The 17,676-nt window shown below is 71.8% G+C and carries 18 protein-coding genes; 10 read left to right on the top strand and 8 right to left on the bottom strand.

Features of this window, described 5'->3' with window-relative positions; all coding sequences use genetic code 11:
• Positions 1-24: 24 nt before the first annotated feature.
• Genes rpsR through rpmB form a run of 4 tightly spaced genes read right to left on the bottom strand, consistent with a single transcriptional unit; the run spans position 25 to position 2,074 of the window.
• Positions 25-267 carry a 30S ribosomal protein S18 gene (gene rpsR, locus ACSMTC_RS33305; protein WP_436563460.1) on the bottom strand — a complete coding sequence of 81 codons (243 nt, stop codon included), beginning with the start codon at positions 265-267 and terminating at the stop codon, positions 25-27.
• Positions 268-325: 58 nt separating this feature from the next.
• Positions 326-1,522 (bottom strand): CobW family GTP-binding protein, encoded by a 1,197-nt coding sequence (locus ACSMTC_RS33300; RefSeq protein WP_436563459.1) that lies wholly within the window; start codon positions 1,520-1,522, stop codon positions 326-328.
• 10 nt (positions 1,523-1,532) lie between these two features.
• Positions 1,533-1,838 (bottom strand): 30S ribosomal protein S14, encoded by a 306-nt coding sequence (gene rpsN / locus ACSMTC_RS33295; RefSeq protein WP_436563458.1) that lies wholly within the window; start codon positions 1,836-1,838, stop codon positions 1,533-1,535.
• Positions 1,838-2,074, bottom strand: a complete 237-nt coding sequence (rpmB, locus tag ACSMTC_RS33290) for a 50S ribosomal protein L28 (protein ID WP_436563457.1) — start codon at positions 2,072-2,074, stop codon at positions 1,838-1,840. Before rpmB ends, rpsN begins: the two co-directional genes overlap by 1 nt.
• A gap of 149 nt (positions 2,075-2,223) precedes the next feature.
• Between rpmB and rpmG the strand changes: the two genes are divergently transcribed.
• From rpmG to ACSMTC_RS33275, 3 genes are all read left to right on the top strand, one after another.
• The gene (gene rpmG, locus ACSMTC_RS33285) at positions 2,224-2,388 is read left to right on the top strand and encodes a 50S ribosomal protein L33 (RefSeq protein ID WP_436563456.1); all 165 of its coding nucleotides are present in this window, start codon (positions 2,224-2,226) and stop codon (positions 2,386-2,388) included.
• A gap of 30 nt (positions 2,389-2,418) precedes the next feature.
• Positions 2,419-2,670, top strand: a complete 252-nt coding sequence (locus ACSMTC_RS33280) for a type B 50S ribosomal protein L31 (RefSeq protein ID WP_436563455.1) — start codon at positions 2,419-2,421, stop codon at positions 2,668-2,670.
• Positions 2,671-2,759: 89 nt separating this feature from the next.
• On the top strand, positions 2,760-4,049 hold the full coding sequence (locus ACSMTC_RS33275; RefSeq protein ID WP_436563454.1) for a GTP-binding protein: 1,290 nt from the start codon (positions 2,760-2,762) through the stop codon (positions 4,047-4,049).
• 28 nt (positions 4,050-4,077) lie between these two features.
• Here the strand turns inward: ACSMTC_RS33275 and ACSMTC_RS33270 are convergent, their stop codons facing one another.
• Positions 4,078-4,392, bottom strand: coding sequence for an ArsR/SmtB family transcription factor (locus ACSMTC_RS33270; protein ID WP_436563453.1), 315 nt, complete (start codon positions 4,390-4,392; stop codon positions 4,078-4,080).
• Positions 4,393-4,501: 109 nt separating this feature from the next.
• Here ACSMTC_RS33270 and ACSMTC_RS33265 point away from each other — a divergent pair, with 109 nt between their 5' ends.
• A complete protein-coding gene (locus ACSMTC_RS33265; protein ID WP_436557603.1) occupies positions 4,502-5,344 on the top strand; it encodes an IS5 family transposase in 843 nt (280 codons plus the stop codon).
• 133 nt (positions 5,345-5,477) lie between these two features.
• On the opposite strand, the gene ACSMTC_RS33260 is transcribed toward ACSMTC_RS33265, so the two are convergent.
• Positions 5,478-5,780 (bottom strand): hypothetical protein, encoded by a 303-nt coding sequence (locus ACSMTC_RS33260; RefSeq protein WP_436563452.1) that lies wholly within the window; start codon positions 5,778-5,780, stop codon positions 5,478-5,480.
• Between the two features lie 369 nt (positions 5,781-6,149).
• On the opposite strand from ACSMTC_RS33260, the gene ACSMTC_RS33255 reads away from it, so the two are divergent.
• Positions 6,150-6,746 (top strand): TlpA family protein disulfide reductase, encoded by a 597-nt coding sequence (locus ACSMTC_RS33255; RefSeq protein WP_436563451.1) that lies wholly within the window; start codon positions 6,150-6,152, stop codon positions 6,744-6,746.
• 54 nt (positions 6,747-6,800) lie between these two features.
• Here ACSMTC_RS33255 and ACSMTC_RS33250 read toward each other — a convergent pair whose 3' ends face one another.
• The gene (locus tag ACSMTC_RS33250) at positions 6,801-10,262 is read right to left on the bottom strand and encodes a patatin-like protein (RefSeq protein WP_436563450.1); all 3,462 of its coding nucleotides are present in this window, start codon (positions 10,260-10,262) and stop codon (positions 6,801-6,803) included.
• 267 nt (positions 10,263-10,529) lie between these two features.
• Between ACSMTC_RS33250 and ACSMTC_RS33245 the strand changes: the two genes are divergently transcribed.
• The 4 genes from ACSMTC_RS33245 to ACSMTC_RS33230 all read left to right on the top strand — a co-directional run bounded on the left by ACSMTC_RS33245 (position 10,530) and on the right by ACSMTC_RS33230 (position 15,103).
• Positions 10,530-11,369 (top strand): AfsR/SARP family transcriptional regulator, encoded by an 840-nt coding sequence (locus ACSMTC_RS33245; protein ID WP_436563449.1) that lies wholly within the window; start codon positions 10,530-10,532, stop codon positions 11,367-11,369.
• A gap of 71 nt (positions 11,370-11,440) precedes the next feature.
• Positions 11,441-12,166 carry a hypothetical protein gene (locus tag ACSMTC_RS33240; protein ID WP_436563448.1) on the top strand — a complete coding sequence of 242 codons (726 nt, stop codon included), beginning with the start codon at positions 11,441-11,443 and terminating at the stop codon, positions 12,164-12,166.
• Positions 12,166-13,578 (top strand): alkaline phosphatase family protein, encoded by a 1,413-nt coding sequence (locus tag ACSMTC_RS33235; RefSeq protein ID WP_436563447.1) that lies wholly within the window; start codon positions 12,166-12,168, stop codon positions 13,576-13,578. The genes ACSMTC_RS33240 and ACSMTC_RS33235 overlap by 1 nt, the downstream gene beginning before the upstream one ends.
• A 121-nt stretch (positions 13,579-13,699) precedes the next feature.
• A complete protein-coding gene (locus tag ACSMTC_RS33230; protein ID WP_436563446.1) occupies positions 13,700-15,103 on the top strand; it encodes an IS1380 family transposase in 1,404 nt (467 codons plus the stop codon).
• A gap of 457 nt (positions 15,104-15,560) precedes the next feature.
• Here ACSMTC_RS33230 and ACSMTC_RS33225 read toward each other — a convergent pair whose 3' ends face one another.
• Positions 15,561-16,148: a replication initiator gene (locus ACSMTC_RS33225; protein ID WP_436563445.1), complete on the bottom strand. Its 588-nt coding sequence runs from the start codon at positions 16,146-16,148 to the stop codon at positions 15,561-15,563.
• 168 nt (positions 16,149-16,316) lie between these two features.
• Here ACSMTC_RS33225 and ACSMTC_RS33220 point away from each other — a divergent pair, with 168 nt between their 5' ends.
• The gene (locus ACSMTC_RS33220) at positions 16,317-17,666 is read left to right on the top strand and encodes an N-acetylmuramoyl-L-alanine amidase (RefSeq protein WP_436563444.1); all 1,350 of its coding nucleotides are present in this window, start codon (positions 16,317-16,319) and stop codon (positions 17,664-17,666) included.
• Positions 17,667-17,676: the final 10 nt, after the last annotated feature.

Here is a 17,676-nt window from a genome sequence, read left to right as displayed (position 1 = left end):
GAGTGAGTGTCAGGTCGGCAGGCGTCAGCGGGTGGTGGAGGAGTACGGCAGCAGGGCCGTCTCCCGGGCGTTCTTGATGGCGCGCGCCATCGCGCGCTGCTGCTGGACGGTGAGCCGGGTGACCCTCCGGCTTCGGATCTTGCCCCGGTCGGAGATGAACTTCCGCAGCAGGTTGGTGTCCTTGTAGTCGATGTAGGTGATGCCCGCTTCGTTCAGGGGGTTCGGTCGGTTGCGGGTGGGGCGTCGTTCCCCGGGGCGCTTGGCCATCTCTGGCTCCTTCTCTCGGTCCGCTTCTCTCGGTCCGCTTTTTTTCGGTCCACGGCGGTCAGGACACCGGGTTGAGCAGTTCCTCGAAGGCGTCCGGGAGGGCCCGCCAACCCGGCTCCCCGGCCGCGAGTTCGTCGTCGTCGAGCAGGCAGGAGTCGAGCAGCTCGACGATGCCGTCCGCGTCCAGACCCTCGGCGGTGAAGCTGAGCTGCTGGACCCGGTCACCGTGCAGCGGGTGCCAGTCCAGGGCCGCGGCGGCACGGCGGGCCGGCGGGTAGAGCTCCCACACCGAGTCGGGCAGCGTGGCGAGCCAGGGTCCGCACTCCTCGACCGCCAGGTTGGCCCCGGCGGCGTCCCAGGCGAGCATCAGGTCGGGCCGGTTGGCGATCCAGAACCGGCCGCGGCTGCGCTGGGCGGCGGGGACGAGCAGTTCCAGCGCCTCGTAGAGCCGGGTCGGGTGCAGCGGGCGCCGCCGTTCCCAGACCATGGTGGCCACCCCCGCCTCGTCGTGCTCCTGCGGCAGCAGCGAGATGGCCGGGTTGACCCGGTCCCGGGCGGCGGCCACGTCGAAGCCGCCGAGCGCCGCGCGGAGCAGCTCGCCGGTGCCGAGCCGGGCCCTGCGGGCGGTGGGGTGCAGCTGGCCGAGCATCGAGAGCCCGGCCCGCCGTTCGAAGGCATCGGCGTCACGGGTGGCGCGCGGTACGGCCAGCACGGTGGCGTACTCGATCTGGTGGGCGAGCGCCTCGGCCGTCGTGCGCTCGTCCCGCGCCGCCGTGTGCAGGCCCAGCTCACGGAGTTCATCCGAGACGGAGAGCCCGCCGATCACCCTCAGCGGGTCAACCGCCGTGACCACACCGGCGAGTTCGACCACCTCGTGCATGCAGCGGTCACCGACCTCGCCGCCGGCGATCAGCTCGACGGCCGGGTGCGGATCGCTGCCGCCCCACAACTCCACGATCGCCAGGCCGTGTTGACCGGCCTCGGCGATCCGCAGCAGTTCGGGCAGCAGATCCACGCGCAGGGCGCAGCACGGGCAGTCGTTGGTGAGCGGGACCGTGGCCCGCCCGAACCGGCTCTCCGTGTCGCGGAGTTCGCGGTGGGCCATGCCCAGGGAGGCGTCCCGCAGATCGTGGTGGAGCACCACGGCGTCCATGCCGCCGTCGAGCAACTCGGCCACGGCCTTTCGGCGTTCGCTCTCGTGCAGCCCGGCGACCACGACCACCGGGAGCTTCACTTCGTCGGAGGTGTCCGGCATCTCGCCCTCCCTACCAGCTGGCCTTGCGGACGCCGGGCAGCTGTCCGGCGTGGGCGAGGGTGCGCAGGTTGATCCGGGAGAGGCCGAAGGCGCGCTGGTAGCCGCGCGGGCGGCCGTCGACGCTGTCCCGGTTGCGCAGCCGGGTGGCGCTGGCGTCGCGCGGCTGGCGGGCCAGTTCCCGCTGCGCGGCGGCGCGTTCCCCGGGAGTGCTGGCGGGCTGGGCGATGATCCGCTTCAGCTCGGCGCGGCGCTCGGCGTACCGGGCGACGACGGCGCGGCGCTGCTCATTCTTGGCGATCTTGCTCTGCTTGGCCATCAGATCCTCTCCCCCCGGGCGCAGATGCGGGCGACGGCGGCCTCGATGCCGATCGTGTCGATGGTCCTGATACCGGCGGCGCTGAGCGTGAGCCGCACATAGCGGCCCTCACTGGGCAGCCAGTAGCGCTTGCGCTGGATGTTGGGGTCGAAGCGGCGGCTGGTTCGGCGGTGCGAGTGCGAGATCGCGTTGCCGAACCCCGGCTTGCGGCCGGTCAGTTGGCAGTGGGCCGACATGGGGGCTCCTTCTCGGGTGGCGCGTGCGGGCAGGACGGTCCCTCGCGGCGGGATGGGTTCGGGCACCCCCGCCGGACAGGTGTCCACACTACCCTAGATGAAAACGGATTTCATTTTGCTAGAGTCCTCACCGACCCGAGGAGGAGTCCATGGCCCGCAACGAACTGCGCCCGATCATCAAGCTCCGGTCCACCGCCGGCACCGGCTACACCTACGTGACCCGCAAGAACCGCCGCAACGACCCGGACCGGCTCGTCCTGCGCAAGTACGACCCGGTCGCGCGGCAGCACGTGCCGTTCCGCGAAGAGCGCTGACATCCCGACACCACGACAGGAGACTTCACGATGAAGCCAGGCATCCACCCCGAGTACCGTCCGGTCGTCTTCCGCGACAAGGCCGGCGGCCTCGCCTTCCTCACTCGCTCCACCGTCACCAGCAGCAACACCATCGACTGGGAGGACGGCAACACCTACCCCGTCATCGACGTCGAGATCTCCTCCGCCAGCCACCCCTTCTACACCGGCAAATCCCGCGTCGTGGACGTCGCCGGCCGCGTCGAGCGCTTCCAGCGCCGCTACGGCACCGGCCTCGGCTGACATCCGCAGCAGCATCCCCCGCACCACCTGCTCCGGACGACGGAAGGGCCGTCCGGAGCAGGCCGCCCGCACCCCGAGGAGACCCGCTCATGGCCGAGCGCACCCCGCCCGCACAGCTGCCCGTCACCGTCCTGTCCGGCTTCCTGGGCGCGGGCAAGACCACCCTGCTCAACCATCTGTTGCACAACCGGGACGGCCTGCGCGTCGCAGTGATCGTCAACGACATGAGCGAGATCAACATCGACGCCGCCCTGGTACGCGACGGCGGCGCGCTCTCGCGCACCGAGGAGCGGCTGGTGGAGCTGACCAACGGCTGCATCTGCTGCACCCTGCGCGACGACCTGCTGGAGGAGGTCCACCGGCTCGCCCTGGCCGGCCGCTTCGACTACCTGCTCATCGAGTCCAGCGGCATCTCCGAACCGATGCCGGTCGCGGCCACCTTCGCCTTCACCCGCGACGACGGCGCGACTCTCGGCGACACCGCCCGGCTGGACACCATGGTCACCGTCGTGGACGCCGTGAACTTCCTCCCCGAACTGCACACCGGCGACGGTCTCGCCGAGCGCGGCCTGGACCAGTACGAGAACGACGAACGGACCATCAGCGACCTGCTGATGGACCAGGTGGAGTTCGCCGACGTCATCGTCCTCAACAAGACCGACCTGATCACCACCGGGCTGGCCGACCGACTGGCGGCCGCTCTCAGCCGGCTCAACCCGGCCGCCCGCATCCTGCGTTCGTCCTTCGGACGGGTACCGCCCGCCGAGGTCCTCGGCACCGGCCGCTTCGACGTCGCCCGCGCCCAGGAGGCGCCCGGCTGGGTCGCCGAACTCAACGGCGACCACGTGCCCGAGACCGAGGAGTACGGCATCTCCAGCCTGGTGTACCGCTCCGACCGGCCCTTCCACCCCGAACGCCTCTGGCACTTCGTCAACCACCGGCTGGACAGCGGCGAGTTCGGCACCGTCCTGCGCTCCAAGGGCTTCTTCCGGCTGGCCTCCCGCCCCGACATCACCGGGCTGTGGTCCCAGGCCGGTGTGGTCGCCCGCTTCGAACCCTCGGGCATGCGGTCCGCCCCGGCGGACTCCTCCGAGGCGATCGCGCAGGGCCAGGAGCTGGTCTTCATCGGCACCCGCCTCGATCGCGACCGGCTGCAACTCGCGCTCGGTGAATGCCTGTTGACGGAATCCGAGCTGGCGACCGGGGCGGAGGCCCGGACGGCCTACCGCGACCCGTTCCCGGCCTGGGAGGCGTACTGCCCCGTCGAGCACGGACACGACGAGCACGGCACCATCGAACACGGCCACGACGGGCTCGGCCCCACCGCACCGGCAGGACGGGAGGCCCGCTCCACCGCGCCGCTCGCGGCCGCCCGCTGACCGGCCCCGGCAGCACCACCCGGTGCCCTCAGGATTCCCCGGCGTGCCGGATCGCGTCCAGGACGATGTGCGCGATGTGCTCGTCGGTGAGGGAGTACTCGATCTCGCGTGACCTGCGGCGGGCGGTGACGATCCGCGCGGTGCGCAGCACCCGCAGGTGCTGGGAGACCAGCGGCTGGCTCACGCCGAGGGCGTCCACCAGTTCATGGACCCGGCGGTGGCCGGCGGCGAGCTCGCGCACGATCCCCAGGCGGACCGGGGCGGCCAGCGCACGCAGCAACTCGCTGGCGGCCTGCAGCTCCGCCTGCGGTTCGCCGTGCGTCCGGCCCGCTACCACACCCACACCTTAGAGGCTGCGCAGATAGGCGGTTGGTGGGACCAGTCGGCGGACGAGACAGGCACAGGTTCCTTGATCATGGAGTTGCGACGCTCTGTGATCATTGGGGAGACCTGTGCCTGTGCTGCCATTCTGGCTGACCGAACCGCTCTGGGACCAATTCGCCGCCCTGCTGCCGCAGCGGCCACAGTTCGATCCAGCCCACCCGCTGGGCTGCCACCGACGCCGGATCAGCGACCGGATCGTCTTCGACAAGCTGCTCCAAGTCCTGCGGTTCGGTTGCTCCTACGAGGCGATAGCGGACTCGACCTGCTCGGCCGCCACGATCCGAGGCCGCCGCGACGAGTGGATCGGCCTGGGCCTGTTCGCCCGCCTGAAGCAGATCGCCCTCCAGGCCTATGACCGCGTCGTCGGCCTCGTCCTCGACCAGATTGCCGTGGACGGCGCCATCACCAAGGCCCCCGGCGGCGGCGAAGCGGCCGGACGCTCACCCGTCGACCGGGGCAAGCAGGGCATGAAACGGTCCGGGATGACCGATGGCTACGGCATCCCGCTCGGCCGCGTCCTGGCCGGCGCCAACCGCCACGACTCGCCGCTCCTGGCGCCAACTCTCGATCTCCTGGAGGGACTTGGGCCGTTGCCCGACGAGATCACCGTCCACCTCGACGCCGGCTACGACTCGGACAAGTCCCGTGCCGTGCTCGACGAGCGGAAGCTGTGCGGTCAGATCGCGCGCAAGGGGACCAAGGCGCCGGTCCAGGCCACCCGGCGATGGCATGTCGAGCGCACCCACGCCTGGCAGAACGCCTTCCACCGCCTCGCCCGCTGCTACGAGCGCCGCACCAGCGTCATCGAAGCCTTCTTCGACCTCGCTGACACCGTCATCACCGTCCGCAGTCTGATCCGCCGAGCCTGGACCACCCACCGCTGGGACACCCGCCCCCGACGCCGCCCATGACCAGCCGCCTATCTGCGCAGCCTCTTAGTACGTGGGAATGGAAGTCAGTTGCTCTCGCGATGCGGGGAACCGCCCGAGGGCGGGCCCGAGTTCGTCCGGCCCGCCCTCGGGCGTCAGCGCTCTTCAGTGATCGTCAGTGGTCGTCCCAGTGGCCTTCGTGCATGGCGTGGCGGTGCCCGTCGTGGACGTAGTCGACATGGTCGCCGTGCGGCACGGCCACATGGCCGCAGTCCGCCCCGTGCTGGTGGCCGTGTTCCCCGTGGACGGTGTGCCCGTCGGCCGAACACTCGTCGACGTGATCGCCGTGCATCCGGTGGATGTGACTGTCGTGCGCGTAGTCGACGTGGTCACCGTGCGGGATGGCGACGTGACCGCAGCCCTCTCCATGCACGTGCGAGTGCTCGGTATGGGTGTTGTGCAGCGTTGCGGCGGACATCGGGAACTCCCTCTCCTGTGCGACGCCGCGCCGACCACGAGGCACACGTCCTGGCGAAGGCGCGGCTACTGCCCAGTACATGTCAGGTATCAGCATATATCTATGCCTGCATGTCTCGCCAGGAAAGCCCGTGCGAGCCGGGCGGAGCTGCCTCACGGGCCGGCCGCGAGCGCGAGCCCGCCCGGGACCCCATACGCATCCCCGACGGACCCGCCGAGGCACTGAGGACCCCGGCTCCCGGCGCCGGCCACCCTGCCACCTCGGCGAAGAGGCTACGCCGCCGAACCGCTTCCGGAGGCCTAGCCAGGCCGAGGCACGAGGCGCCCCCTCGCTGACACGGCGTCAGTTCGCCTTGCGAGAATCCCGTGTATGCCACAGACTCCTCGCCTTCGCCGCCCGGCCGCCCTCCTCGCCTGCGCGGCCGCCCTGCTCACACTCCTCGGTTGCGGCTCGACCGGATCAGCCGGCGGTGACGCGCAGACCGGCTTCGTGAGCGGCGAGAACGGCCTGGACGCCGTACCTCCAGCCTCCCGCAGGCCGGCCCCGGCGCTCGCGGGGAAGGACCTGGAGGGCAGGCCGACCGCGCTCTCCGACTACCGGGGCGAGACCGTCGTGGTCAACATCTGGGCCTCGTGGTGCGACGGTTGCCGCGCCGAGGCCGCGGGCCTGGAGCAGGTCCACCGCAAGTACCAGGGTCAGGGCGTCCGCTTCCTCGGGATCAACACCAGGGAGACCGACCGGGCCGTCGCCGTCGCCTTCGAGAAGCAGAAGGGGATCACCTTCCCGAGCATCTACGACCCGGACGGCACCCAGATCCTCAAGTTCCCCAAGGGCAGCCTCGATCCGCAGAGCATACCGAGCACACTCGTGATCGACCGTCAGGGAAACGTGGCCGCAAGATCGTTGAAGGCGATCTCCGCTGACGACCTGGAGGCCATGCTCAGGCCGGTCCTGGCGGAGCGCTGAGAGGTGTTGCCCGGGCGGCCCTCACCGGTGTGGCCGCGACGGAGAAGGCCGCCCTCAGGAACGCTCCCGCCGACGGCGGGAGTTCCCCGGCTCCCGCTGGGACCGGGCCACCCACCACCCGGCCAGTACGACGAGCGCGCCCACCCCGATCCTGATCAGCACGCTCTCCGCGTCCACGTGTGAGCGGTGCACCCACTCCCAGGTGAGATAGCCGAGCGCGGCGGCGACGAGCGCGGCGAGGGCCGCGAGGCGTCCTCCCACACCGCGGGCTCCTCTGGTCAGCAGCGCCGCCGCCGAGGCCCCGGCCAGCAGCAGGAGCACCCCGGCGAGCGTGAACACCATGGGCAGGCCGGGTACGAAGAGGGCGCACGCGAGGAGCACCCCGCCGGCGGCGACGGCGAGTTCCACCGCTCGGGTGCCGCTCCGGCTCCGGCGGGTGAGGAAGAGGACCATTCCCCAGACCGCCAGGGTGTAGCCCCGGAAGGCGGCGAGGATCACGCCCACCGCCTTGATCCCGCGCGGGCCCGGGGCGCTCGCGGCGGCGGGCCGCCCCGGCTTCGCCGCGGTCGCGGTGTTCGCGGCGACCGCCGCGGCGTGGGCGGCCGTCCGCGCGAAGGTGTCGCTGCCCACGTCGCCCGGGATCCGGTCGCGGCCGATCCCCTCCGCGGCCTGCCAGAGCTCCCAGAGGTCGTCCGTCCTGAGCACACCGCCGGCCTCGCGCTTCCTGGCGTGGTGGCGATCCAGCCAGATCCGTCCGGCCTCGGTGCGGTCCTCGGCGGCCTCCCCCCGGATCGACTCCGCCAGCGCGTCGATCTCCTCCCGGAGGATGGCGGTCTGCACCGACCGCCTGACCGCGCGGACGCAGGCCTGCAACCCGGCCGCCGCCGGCCCCGGCACCGCGCCCGCCCCGGTCGTGGCCAGGGCGTCGTCCGACGCGCCGCCGCCCTGCGGCGGATCGGCCGAACCGGCCGGAGCCGCAGGGGTGTTCGGCGCTTGCGGCGCGGCCGGCAGGCCCGGTGTGCCCGGTACACAGGCCCCACCGGGTGCGGATGGAGCGTGCGGCGCCCTCGGTGCGCAGCGGGGCACCACGGTGACGATGCTCTCGACGAAGAGCCGGCACTCCTTCTCGTCCTCCAGCTCCCATCGCTTCGCGAGCCATTCGCGGTCGGCGGCGCCCTCGGGACCGGTGGCGAGGGCGCACTCCCGGATGAGACCGAGCAGGTCCTCCACCTGCCGCCGCCGCAGCTCGGCGGTCCGCTCGGCCGAAGCCGGTCCGTCCGCCGCGGGCACGGCGGCGCACTGCCGCAGCCGGTCGGGTGAGAGCAGCATCCGCACGATGTGCGCCGCACCGTCCATCCGTCCGTGCAGCCAGTCGTTGACCCGCCACGACTGGCGGTAGAACGCACCGAAGTGGTGCAGCTGCTTGCCGGTCAGCAGCTGCGGGCTCGTCGAGGAGAACTGGACCAGTTCCACTTCCTGCTCCACCTCCTGGCTCGCGCCCGAGAAGGCCAGCTGCACGACGTCGAGCCGGAGCATCCGCCGCAGCAGATGTGGAGCCGGGCCCGGTACCGGTTCCCGCTCCGGACCGAACAGGTAGTCGTGCAGGGCCGCCAGCCGTCGGCTCTCCAGGTACTGGGACTCGAGTGCCTGCGGGATCCCGATCACGTCGGCGATGGCCCCGCGGCAGGCCCGCAGGTGCGCGGCCAGCGCGCATGCCTGCCGGTACTGGCGCTGCCTGCGGTCGGCGCTCCCGTCCCGCGAGCGCAGGTGCACCCACCCGTCGAGGACCTGGTCGAGCCACCGTCCGAGCCCGTCCCGGCCTCCCGCCTCGCCGAGCCCGTCCCGGCCTCCCGCCGTGCCGAGTCCGTCCTCGCCTCCCGCCGCGCCGAGCCCGTCCGGCTCGCGGACCGGCATCCGCGTGAACCGGTGCACCCGGCCGTCCGGCGCCGTCAGGGTGGTGCGCCCGGGGGCGCCCGCCCAGTACTCGTCCAGCGCCCGCCGGTCCTGGCGGATGTCCTCCAGGGTGCGGCTCAGCCCGCTGCGGGCGCGGACGATCTCCCGGCGCTGTGGGGATCCCATCGGAGAGAGCAGGACCGCTCGCCGCAGGACGTCGACGGCCATGTCCGCCAGCCGCTCGACGGTCGTCAGGCCCCAGTCCCAGTCCTCGCCCGTCCGGGTCAGTGCGGTGTCCAAGGGGTCCGCCGGGATGAACGAGCCTTCCTCCCCCCGCTTGGCGAGCAGCAGCCCTTCCAGCCGGTCGGCCAGCTCGCGCCGGCTCCACCCCTGCTCGCCCGTCGTCTGGCCGGCCTCGATGAGGCCCGCGATGATCCGGGCGGCGTTGCCGACCCGGACCTCGACATAGCCCTCCCAGGCCCGCTCGGACAGGTCCTCGGCGCTGCCCGCCATCGCGGCCGCCAGCCGGTCCCTGGCGCGGCGCCGCAGGTGCACCGCCTCGTTGCGGGTCCGGATCTCGGTGAGCTCGCGCGACACCGAGTCGGTCGAGCGCAGCCGGGTGAGCGCTCCGAGCAGCGCGTCCCGGGCGTGCGGGAGGTTCTCGGGCGTCGGCACGTCGGCGGGCAGGGCCGTGGTCTCGGCCGGGTCCGGCACGACGTAGGCGAGCACCCGGCGTACCTGGACTCCGACGGACTGCCGGTAGACCGCTTCCAGCGCCGGTCGGATCGGCTTGTTGAGCAGTACCCCGCCGTCGAGGACGTACTGCGACTGCCCGAAGTCGGTACCGCCGGCGGTGGACGGCCACGCTCCGCCGGCCGCCCGGGGACCGGTCACCCCGACCCAGTGCGGCTCGAACGCGCCCGGGAACGAGGAGGTGCACCGGGCCGCGTTCGCCAGCTGCTCCACCACCGTGCCGTCGGCCAGGTCGCCTAGGGCACCGGTGCCGTCGAGCGGCGTGGCGAACCTGAAGGTCGCGTCGTGGTCCACCTCGGTGATCCCGGTTCCCATGTCGTCGGTGAACGAGGTCGTCCGGCCCTCCCAGAGGGTGCCGGTGAGAATGAGCTCGACCGGCTCCGCCCCGGTGTTCCCGGACGGTCCGCCGGGCGGCGGGGAGGCGAGCACCCGCTCCAGCGCGTCGGTGAGCGCGGGCAGGAAGTACTCGTCCCCCATCAGCAGGGACGGCGGGTCCTTCCGGAGCGGGCTGCGCAGCAGCTTCTCCATGCTGCCGTCGGCACGCCACAGGTCCCGCATGGCGGTGAGGTCGCGGTCGTGGGCGAGCCCCAGCGCGAGGAACGCCCCGTTGATCCCGCCCGCCGAGGTCCCGGCGATGACGTCCACCCGTGCGTCTGCCTGCAGCAGGTCGAGGAGCGGGCGATAGGCCGCCGGGTTCCAACGGCGGGCCCGCGCGAGGTGGTGCAGCTCCAGCGTCACCCCGCTCATCCACACCGCCAGGCTCACACCGCCGTTCAGCACCACGGCCAGCCGGATCTCCTGGCGGTCGAAGTCGGGGTCCCCCGCGGCGCTGCCCGCCGGCTCCGCGTCCCCGTTCGTAGTGTTCGCCACAACGTCTCCATCAGCTCGCCGATCGGACCTGCCGCGAGCAGTGTCGTCCGGCGCGGACCCGGCCGCTGCTCCGGCGGGCATTCGGCCCCTCCCCGCCGTGCTTCGGGCCGGGGCCGGAACGGCCGTGTCGAATCGCACGGGCGGGGCCGCCCCGGCGATTCGACACGGCCGGGTGGCGGGCGGAGGATGGCTTGCAGGGCAGGGGCGGCACGTCCAACCGCTGCCGTCCCCGTGGCGGAGGTCTCGCCCATGGACCACGGACAACCCATGGACCGGGGACATGAAGGCGCCCGGGTGGCTGCCCGGGCGCAGACCCGGTCCGGCGCCTTCGCCAGTGCGGTGCGGGCGTACCCATCCCGGGCCCCCGTGCGCATCGGGCTGCTCGGCGGTTTCTCCCTCCAGGTCGGCCAGGAGCCGGTCAGTGTTCCGGTGGGTTCCGAGCGTGTGCTGGCATTCGTCGCGCTCCGCCGCTGCCGGGCGCCCGTACCTCGGCGCCTGATCGCCGGAACGCTCTGGCCGGACGCGGCCGAGCACTGCGCGTACGCGGACCTGCGGGCCGCGCTGTGCCGGCTGGGAAGCAGAGGGCGGCGGGCCCTGGAGATCAGTCCGACCGAGGTCGGCCTGGCGGCGGAGACCACCGTCGACCTCCATCAGGCCACCTCGCTCGCCCGCCAGGTGCTGGACGGCAGCACACCGGGCCCGGCGTACGGCCCCGGTCTGACCGTCGTCGCCGAACTGTCCGCCGAACTGCTGCCCGGCTGGTACGAGGACTGGCTGCTGCCCGACGCCGAGGAGTGGCGCCAGCTGCGGCTGCACGCCCTGGAGGTCCTCGCCGAGCGGTTCAGCTCCGCCCGGCGGCACGGTGAGGCGGTGGCGGCCGCCCACGCGGCGGTCCTCGCCGATCCGCTGCGGGAGAGCAGCCGGGCCTGCCTGATCCGGGCGCATCTGGCCGAGGGCAACCCGTCAGAGGCCGTGCGGGACCTCAGGCACTACGAGCAGTTGCTCCGCCGGGAGTTGGGCCTCCATCCGACACCGTGGCTGCACCGGCTGGTGGCGCACGCGGTCGCGCCGCCGTCACACCGCGGTCACGCGGGCCGCTCAGAGTGAAAGTGGCCTGTTCCGCAGGGTGAAGTGGCCTGCGCACGGCCGGAGGAATCCTGCGCGTAGTTGGAGGAGCCATGCCCAATGTCAAGATCGAAGTGGCCAACGAGTCCACCACGGTCAGCGATGACGAGGTCAAGGCGGCGGTCCCGGCACTGCAGACCCAGGTCACCCGCGACTTCGCCCCGGTGTGGGGAGCAGATGCCGAGCTCTCCTTCGTGGCGCCGTCGGCGCTCTCCGACGACGCCTGGTGGCTCGTGGTACTGGACAACTCCGACCAGGCCGGTGCTCTGGGCTACCACGACCTGACGTCGAACTTCCTGCCGATCGGGAAGGTGTTCGCCGGTACCGACAAGCAGTACGGCCAGCAGTGGACGGTGACGGCCAGTCACGAGCTCCTGGAGATGCTGGGCGATCCCGACATCGACCTCGTGGTGTTCGACCAGCCGAGCGGCACCACCGGCAGGCTGTACGCGATGGAGGTGTGCGACGCCCCCGAGGCCGACGCCTACTCGTACAAGATCGGCGACATCCCGGTCAGCGACTTCGTCCGCCCGGCCTGGTTCCAGCCCAACCGCACCGGCGACGACGGCCAGTTCGACCACGGTGGCTTCATCAAGAAACCGCTCGAACTGCTGCCCGGCGGCTACATCGGCGTCTTCGACATCTCGGCCGGTACCGGCTGGACCCAGCAGACCGGTTCGGACACCCCCGCCTACGCCGACCGGCCGCGGGTCGGCAGTCGCCGTGAGCGGCGCCGCCTGCCCCGCGACCAGTGGCTGCCCAGCAAGCGGAGGTCCTGATGCCTGGCGATGACCGGCTGTCGGCGGTGGACCACCTCGTGGTGCTGATGCTGGAGAATCGTTCGTTCGACCACATGCTGGGGTTCCTCTACCCGAACAACGTCTCCGACGCCGGGCAGGAGTACGCCGGGCTGACCGGCGACGAGTCCAACCCCGACCCGGACGGACAGGATGTCAAGGTCCGCCGGATCGAAGCCACCGACGCGCACCCGTACTTCATGCCCGGCGCCAACCCGGGCGAGGGGTACCGACCGACCAATGCGCAGCTCTTCGGCAGCCTCGACCCGCCGTCGCCGCCGGTGGCGACCATGCAGGGCTTCGTGACGAACTTCGCCGACACCCTGGTGCTGCGCAGGAAGGACCCCCGGCAGACCGTCCTCCCGGGCACCGTGGCCGACGACATCATGGCCTGCTTCGCCCCCGAGACCCTGCCCGTCCTATCCGCCCTGGCGCGCGGCTACGCGGTGTGCGACCACTGGTTCAGCTCGGTCCCGACCGAGACCATGCCGAACCGGGCGTTCGCCTGCGCCGCCACCAGCCAGGGGCACCTGGACGACCACGCCCACAGCTTCACCTGTCCCAGCATCTTCGGCCTGCTCGACGGGCACGGCGTGGACTGGCGGGTGTACGGCTACCAGAACATGCCGCTGACCAGTGGCAACTTCCCCGACATCCACAACGCGTCCACCGACCACTTCGGCGTCTTCACCGACTTCCGGTCGGCCGCCCAGGCCGACGGTCTGCCGCCGTTCACCTTCCTGGAACCCAGCTGGCAGTCCACCGGCAACAGCGAACACCCCGTCTACGACGTGGCGTTGGGCGAACAGCTCCTCCAGGAGGTCTACCGGATCCTGCGCGACGGCCCCGGCTGGGAGCGGACCCTGCTCGTCATCACCTACGACGAGCACGGAGGCTGCTACGACCACGTCCCGCCGCCGGCCCCCTGCACACCGCCCGGGGACGGCACCATCGGCGAGTTCGGATTCGGCTTCGACCGCCTCGGCGTCCGGGTGCCCACCGTGCTGGTCTCCCCGCTGATCGCGCCCGGCACCGTGTTCCGGGTACCCGACGGCGCGACACCGCTCGACCACACCAGCATCCTCCGCACCCTGGAGCGGCGCTGGTCGCTGCCGGCGCTCACCGCCCGCGACGGAGCCGCCGGTGACGTCGGAGCCGCACTCACCCTTCCCGCACCACGCACCGACGACGTCCTCGCCGACGTCACCGCACCGACCGCGGCGGCGCACAACCCGGCGGCGGGCGAGGTCTCCCACCTCCAGCAGGTGTACGCCGACCTCGTCGCCCGCCAGCTGCTCCCCGGTCAGACTCCCGTGCTCGAACGGAGCCTGCCCACACGGTTCACCTCCCAGGCGTACGCCGACTTCATCCAGGCCCACTCCCGGAGCGGCTAGCCTGCGCGTTTCACTTGCGGTGGTGTCCAGATCATGAGCGGGAACGCGAAAGTGCCTTCTGCGCTGGGAAGATGAGGCTTGTCGAAGGTCTCTGTCAGCCCAGCGGGAAGGCACTCTCTACGTGCACACTACCGGGTCGCGACCCCGGCTTGTCGTCTCCACCGACGGGCGCGGGGTGGTCAGCCATGCAGGGGCCCGTCTGTTGGCCGATCTCGCCGACGCCGTCGGCCTCACCCACGCCTTCGGCGAGGCCCTGCGCCGCCTGCGTCCGCGTGGCACAGGCCACGATCCGGGCCGGATCGCGGTCGATCTGGCGGTGATGCTCGCTGACGGCGGCGAGACGATCACCGACCTGACCTTGCTGCGTGATCAGCCGGAAGTCTTCGGCTCGGTCGCCTCCACCCCGACTGCCCGGCGGCTGCTGGCCGGCATCGACCCGGCCGCGCTCGCAGCGTTGCGGGCGGCCCGCGCCGCCGCCCGGGAGGTCGCCTGGCTGCAGGCCGGCGAGACCCGGGACGGCATTCCCGCCTCGAAGGCGGGCGGACGTGAACTGCCAGGCCTGGTCCTGGACATCGACGCCACCCTCGTCACCTGCCACTCCGAGAAGGAACACGCCGCCCCCACCTACAAGCACGGCTTCGGCTACCACCCGCTGCTGTGCTTCCTCGACAACACCGGCGAGGCCCTGGCCGGGGTGCTGCGGCCGGGAAACGCCGCGGCCAACACCGCCGCCGACCACATCAGCGTGCTCGACGCCGCGCTCGCCCAGATCCCCGACGCCCACCGCCACGGCACCGAGATCCTCATCCGCGCCGACAGCGCCGGATCCGCGAAGGCGTTCCTGGCCCACATCCGGGCCCTGCGCTCGCGCGGGATCCACGCCTCCTTCTCCGTCGGATGGTCCATCACCGAACCCGTCCGCCGGGCGATCCGCCACCTGCCCGACCACCTCTGGCATCCCGCTCTCGAACAGGACGGCTCACTTCGCGAAGGCGCCCAGGTTGCCGAGCTGACCGGCCTGGTCGACCTGCCGGGCCTGCCCGAGGGCACCCGGATCACCGTCCGCCGCGAGCGCCCTCACCCCGGAGCCCAGCTCACGCTGTTCGACCTGGACGAGGGCATGCGCCACCAGGTCTTACTCACCGACACCCCCTACGGCCAGGGCTCCCTTCAGCTGCTGGAGGTCCGCCACCGTGCACACGCCCGCGTCGAAGACCGCATCCGCTGCGGCAAGACCACCGGATTCGGCCGCTTCCCCTCCCGCCACTTCCAGATCAACGCCGCATGGCTGGAGCTGTCCCTGACGGCCATCGACCTGCTCGCCTGGACCCAAGCCCTGCTTCTGGAAGGGGACTTGGCCACCGCCGAGCCGAAGAAGCTCCGCTACCGGCTGCTGCACACCGCCGCCCGCATCACCCGCGGAGCCCGCCGACTGCACCTGCGGATCGCCGCCACCTGGCCCTGGCGCCACAACCTTGCGATCGCCTTCACCCGGCTACAGGCCCTGCCCCATCCCATCACCTGACCGACCCGCCCGTCCCCGTCCGCCCACGACCCGAGGACATTGGAGACACCGGCCACGCGTCGGATCTTCGGCATGCCCCCACATCCGCACACGGCCACGACCCGTCACCAACACCATCGACCCGGTTCAGGCGAGCCCAACTGAAAGGCGGAGGCTAGGCCGAGTGCCGGCTCATGATGATGTCGGTGCCGGAAGTGCGCTTGTCGATTGGCGGTTGTCGGTGGGGTGGTAGTCCGAGTTGGGTCGCGGTGTTGGTGGGTGGGCCGTCTCCAGGGTCCGGGCGAGTGCCGGAGGGCAGGCCGTGGGCACGGCTGCCGGTCATCCCTTCGCCCCACTGATGAGGGCATGGAGCGGTGCGGCGTGCTGCCGGGCGGGGTCAATCAGCGGGGCGACCTCGCCGCCTTGGCGGGGGTCAGACGTTGCGCGACCTCGCGTCCGGACGCGGCTGGGTTCCTGGTCATGCTGCGGCCCCGTGTCGGTGGAGGGCGCGTTTTAGGGGTCGGGCCTGTCCGGTGCCGGTGCAGGCGGTGCACGTGACCGGGATTCCGTGTGCGACCAGGGTCATGCCGTGTCCCTGGCAGGGGCGGCAGAACAGGGCGCGGTCGAGAGCGCCGGAGGCGTCGGCGGACTTGGTGGCGTACTTGGCCACGTAGGCGGCGACCGCGTGATCGGTCAGCTCAGTGTCGGTGCCGAAGGCGGCGATCTCGCGAACGTCGAGCTGTTCGCCCCAGGCGAGTTCGCATTCCCCGACGGCGTCCGAGACGGTGCTGATCGAGACGCGGGCGGCGGCCCGGATGGCGTCGGCAAGCATGGTCACGGTGGCGGACGGGGGCGGGGGCTGGGTGCTGCCGCCCGGGCCGTCGAGGCGGATGACGGCGTGGAAGTGGACGAGGCCGCGTCGCTGGTACTCGGCGACCTTGGCGAAGGAGACACGCAGCACTGCGTGGGCCGCCTTCTGGGCCAAGCCGAGCCGGGCGGCGATCTCACGGCGAAGGTAGATCGTGAAGCGCGCCCACAGGGCGGAGGCATGGGCGTTGAAGAGCACCGCACCCGATCCGGCTCCTCGATACGCCGCGAGCAGCCGTCATTCCTGGTGAAGAGCGATGGAGGGCGCCGGGCTGGTTCCGACCCGGCCCCTCCACACCTAGAATCCGTCCTGGCCCCGGCAGTGCCGAGCCGGAAGTGCTCTCAACTCCCCGCCAGGACGGCTGTCATGACGACCAAGCACCGGATCGGAACCGCACTCGCCCTCAGCGCCGCCGTCGCCCTGTGCCTCGCCCCGCTCGGCCCCGTGGTCTTCCCGGGCGCGGCGGGCGCGGCGAGCGCGGCGGGGCAGCGCACCGACTGCCCGTTCCTCCTCGACTGCGACTGGGTCCCGGCCGCCTACCAGCAGAACGGCGCCCCGGCCGACAAGCGGGCGTACGGCAACTACGACATCTCCGACCGGCCGCGCACCAACGAGATCAGGTACATCGTGCTGCACGACACCGAGGAGAGGTTCACGGCCACCCTGGGGATCTTCCAGAACCCGGCCAGGGCCGCCTCCGCGCACTTCGTGGTCCGCTCCCGCGACGGCCACACGGTCCAGATGGTGCGTACCGAGGACATGGCCTGGCACAGCGGCAACTCGTACCTGAACGCCCACTCCGTCGGCATCGAGCAGGAGGGGTACGCGACGGCCGGCGCCAGGTGGTTCACGCCTCGGATGTACCGGTCGACGGCCGCCCTGGTCCGCCATCTCGCCGCCGAGTACGGCATCCCGCTCGACCGGCAGCACATCCTCGGCCACGACAACGTGCCGCCCACCGCCACCGCGGGTACCAAGGCGATGCACTGGGACCCGGGACCGTACTGGGACTGGGAGCACTTCATGACCCTGCTCGGGCGGCCCACCGTCCCGACCGCCCGCAGTGACAGCCCGCTCGTCACCGTCAGCCCCGTCTTCAGGCAGAACCCGCAGGCCTTCCGCGACTGCGAGAAGAACGTCGACCTGCCCCGCCAGGCCAGCAGCGCCGTCCCGCTGTACACCGAACCCTCCACCGCCGCACCGCTGTTCGCCGACCCGGCGCTCCACCCGCCGGGCGAGGCGGGCACCGACTGCGCGGGCGACTGGGGCGACAAGGTGAGCGCCACTCAGCAGGCCGTCGTCGCCGAGCGCCGTCCCGGCTGGACCGCCATCTGGTGGTACGGCCGGAAAGCCTGGTTCCAGAGCCCCGAGGGCACCCGCACCACCACCCCGACCGCCGGAACCGTCGTACGGCCCAAGGCCGGGCGCGGCGAGGTCCAGGTGTACGGGGTGGCGTACCCGGAAGCCTCCGACTACCCGGCCGACTTCACCGAACCGCACACCGGCACGCCGCTCCCGTACACCATCAAGGCCGGCCAGTCCTACCCGGGCGGCGGCGAGGCGCCCGCCGGGTACTACTACGCGCCGACCATCGACTCCTCACTCCCCTACGACCACACGTACTTTCCGGGCGGCACCGAGTACGTGACCGTGCAGATCGGCCACCGGCTCGGCTTCGTGAAGGCCGACGAGGTGGACGTCGTCCAGGTCGGCTGAGGCGGGCGGT

Origin of the sequence: Kitasatospora sp. HPM-01-4, assembly GCF_051374625.1 — a bacterium.
In the GTDB taxonomy this organism is placed as follows: domain Bacteria; phylum Actinomycetota; class Actinomycetes; order Streptomycetales; family Streptomycetaceae; genus Kitasatospora.
The sequence above is the reverse complement of the archived record's forward strand: the minus strand, read 5'-3'. Positions and strand labels throughout refer to the sequence as shown.

Bases quoted from the DNA above. Each gene is read 5' to 3' on its own strand.
- ACSMTC_RS33260 (WP_436563452.1), bottom strand. From the start codon at position 5,780: ATGTCCGCCGCAACGCTGCACAACACCCATACCGAGCACTCGCACGTG.
- ACSMTC_RS33220 (WP_436563444.1), top strand. From the start codon at position 16,317: ATGACGACCAAGCACCGGATCGGAACCGCACTCGCCCTCAGCGCCGCC.
- ACSMTC_RS33275 (WP_436563454.1), top strand. From the start codon at position 2,760: ATGGCCGAGCGCACCCCGCCCGCACAGCTGCCCGTCACCGTCCTGTCC.
- rpsR (WP_436563460.1), bottom strand. From the start codon at position 267: ATGGCCAAGCGCCCCGGGGAACGACGCCCCACCCGCAACCGACCGAAC.
- ACSMTC_RS33280 (WP_436563455.1), top strand. From the start codon at position 2,419: ATGAAGCCAGGCATCCACCCCGAGTACCGTCCGGTCGTCTTCCGCGAC.
- rpmG (WP_436563456.1), top strand. From the start codon at position 2,224: ATGGCCCGCAACGAACTGCGCCCGATCATCAAGCTCCGGTCCACCGCC.
- ACSMTC_RS33255 (WP_436563451.1), top strand. From the start codon at position 6,150: ATGCCACAGACTCCTCGCCTTCGCCGCCCGGCCGCCCTCCTCGCCTGC.
- rpmB (WP_436563457.1), bottom strand. From the start codon at position 2,074: ATGTCGGCCCACTGCCAACTGACCGGCCGCAAGCCGGGGTTCGGCAAC.
- ACSMTC_RS33235 (WP_436563447.1), top strand. From the start codon at position 12,166: ATGCCTGGCGATGACCGGCTGTCGGCGGTGGACCACCTCGTGGTGCTG.
- ACSMTC_RS33300 (WP_436563459.1), bottom strand. From the start codon at position 1,522: ATGCCGGACACCTCCGACGAAGTGAAGCTCCCGGTGGTCGTGGTCGCC.
- ACSMTC_RS33240 (WP_436563448.1), top strand. From the start codon at position 11,441: ATGCCCAATGTCAAGATCGAAGTGGCCAACGAGTCCACCACGGTCAGC.
- rpsN (WP_436563458.1), bottom strand. From the start codon at position 1,838: ATGGCCAAGCAGAGCAAGATCGCCAAGAATGAGCAGCGCCGCGCCGTC.
- ACSMTC_RS33245 (WP_436563449.1), top strand. From the start codon at position 10,530: ATGGACCGGGGACATGAAGGCGCCCGGGTGGCTGCCCGGGCGCAGACC.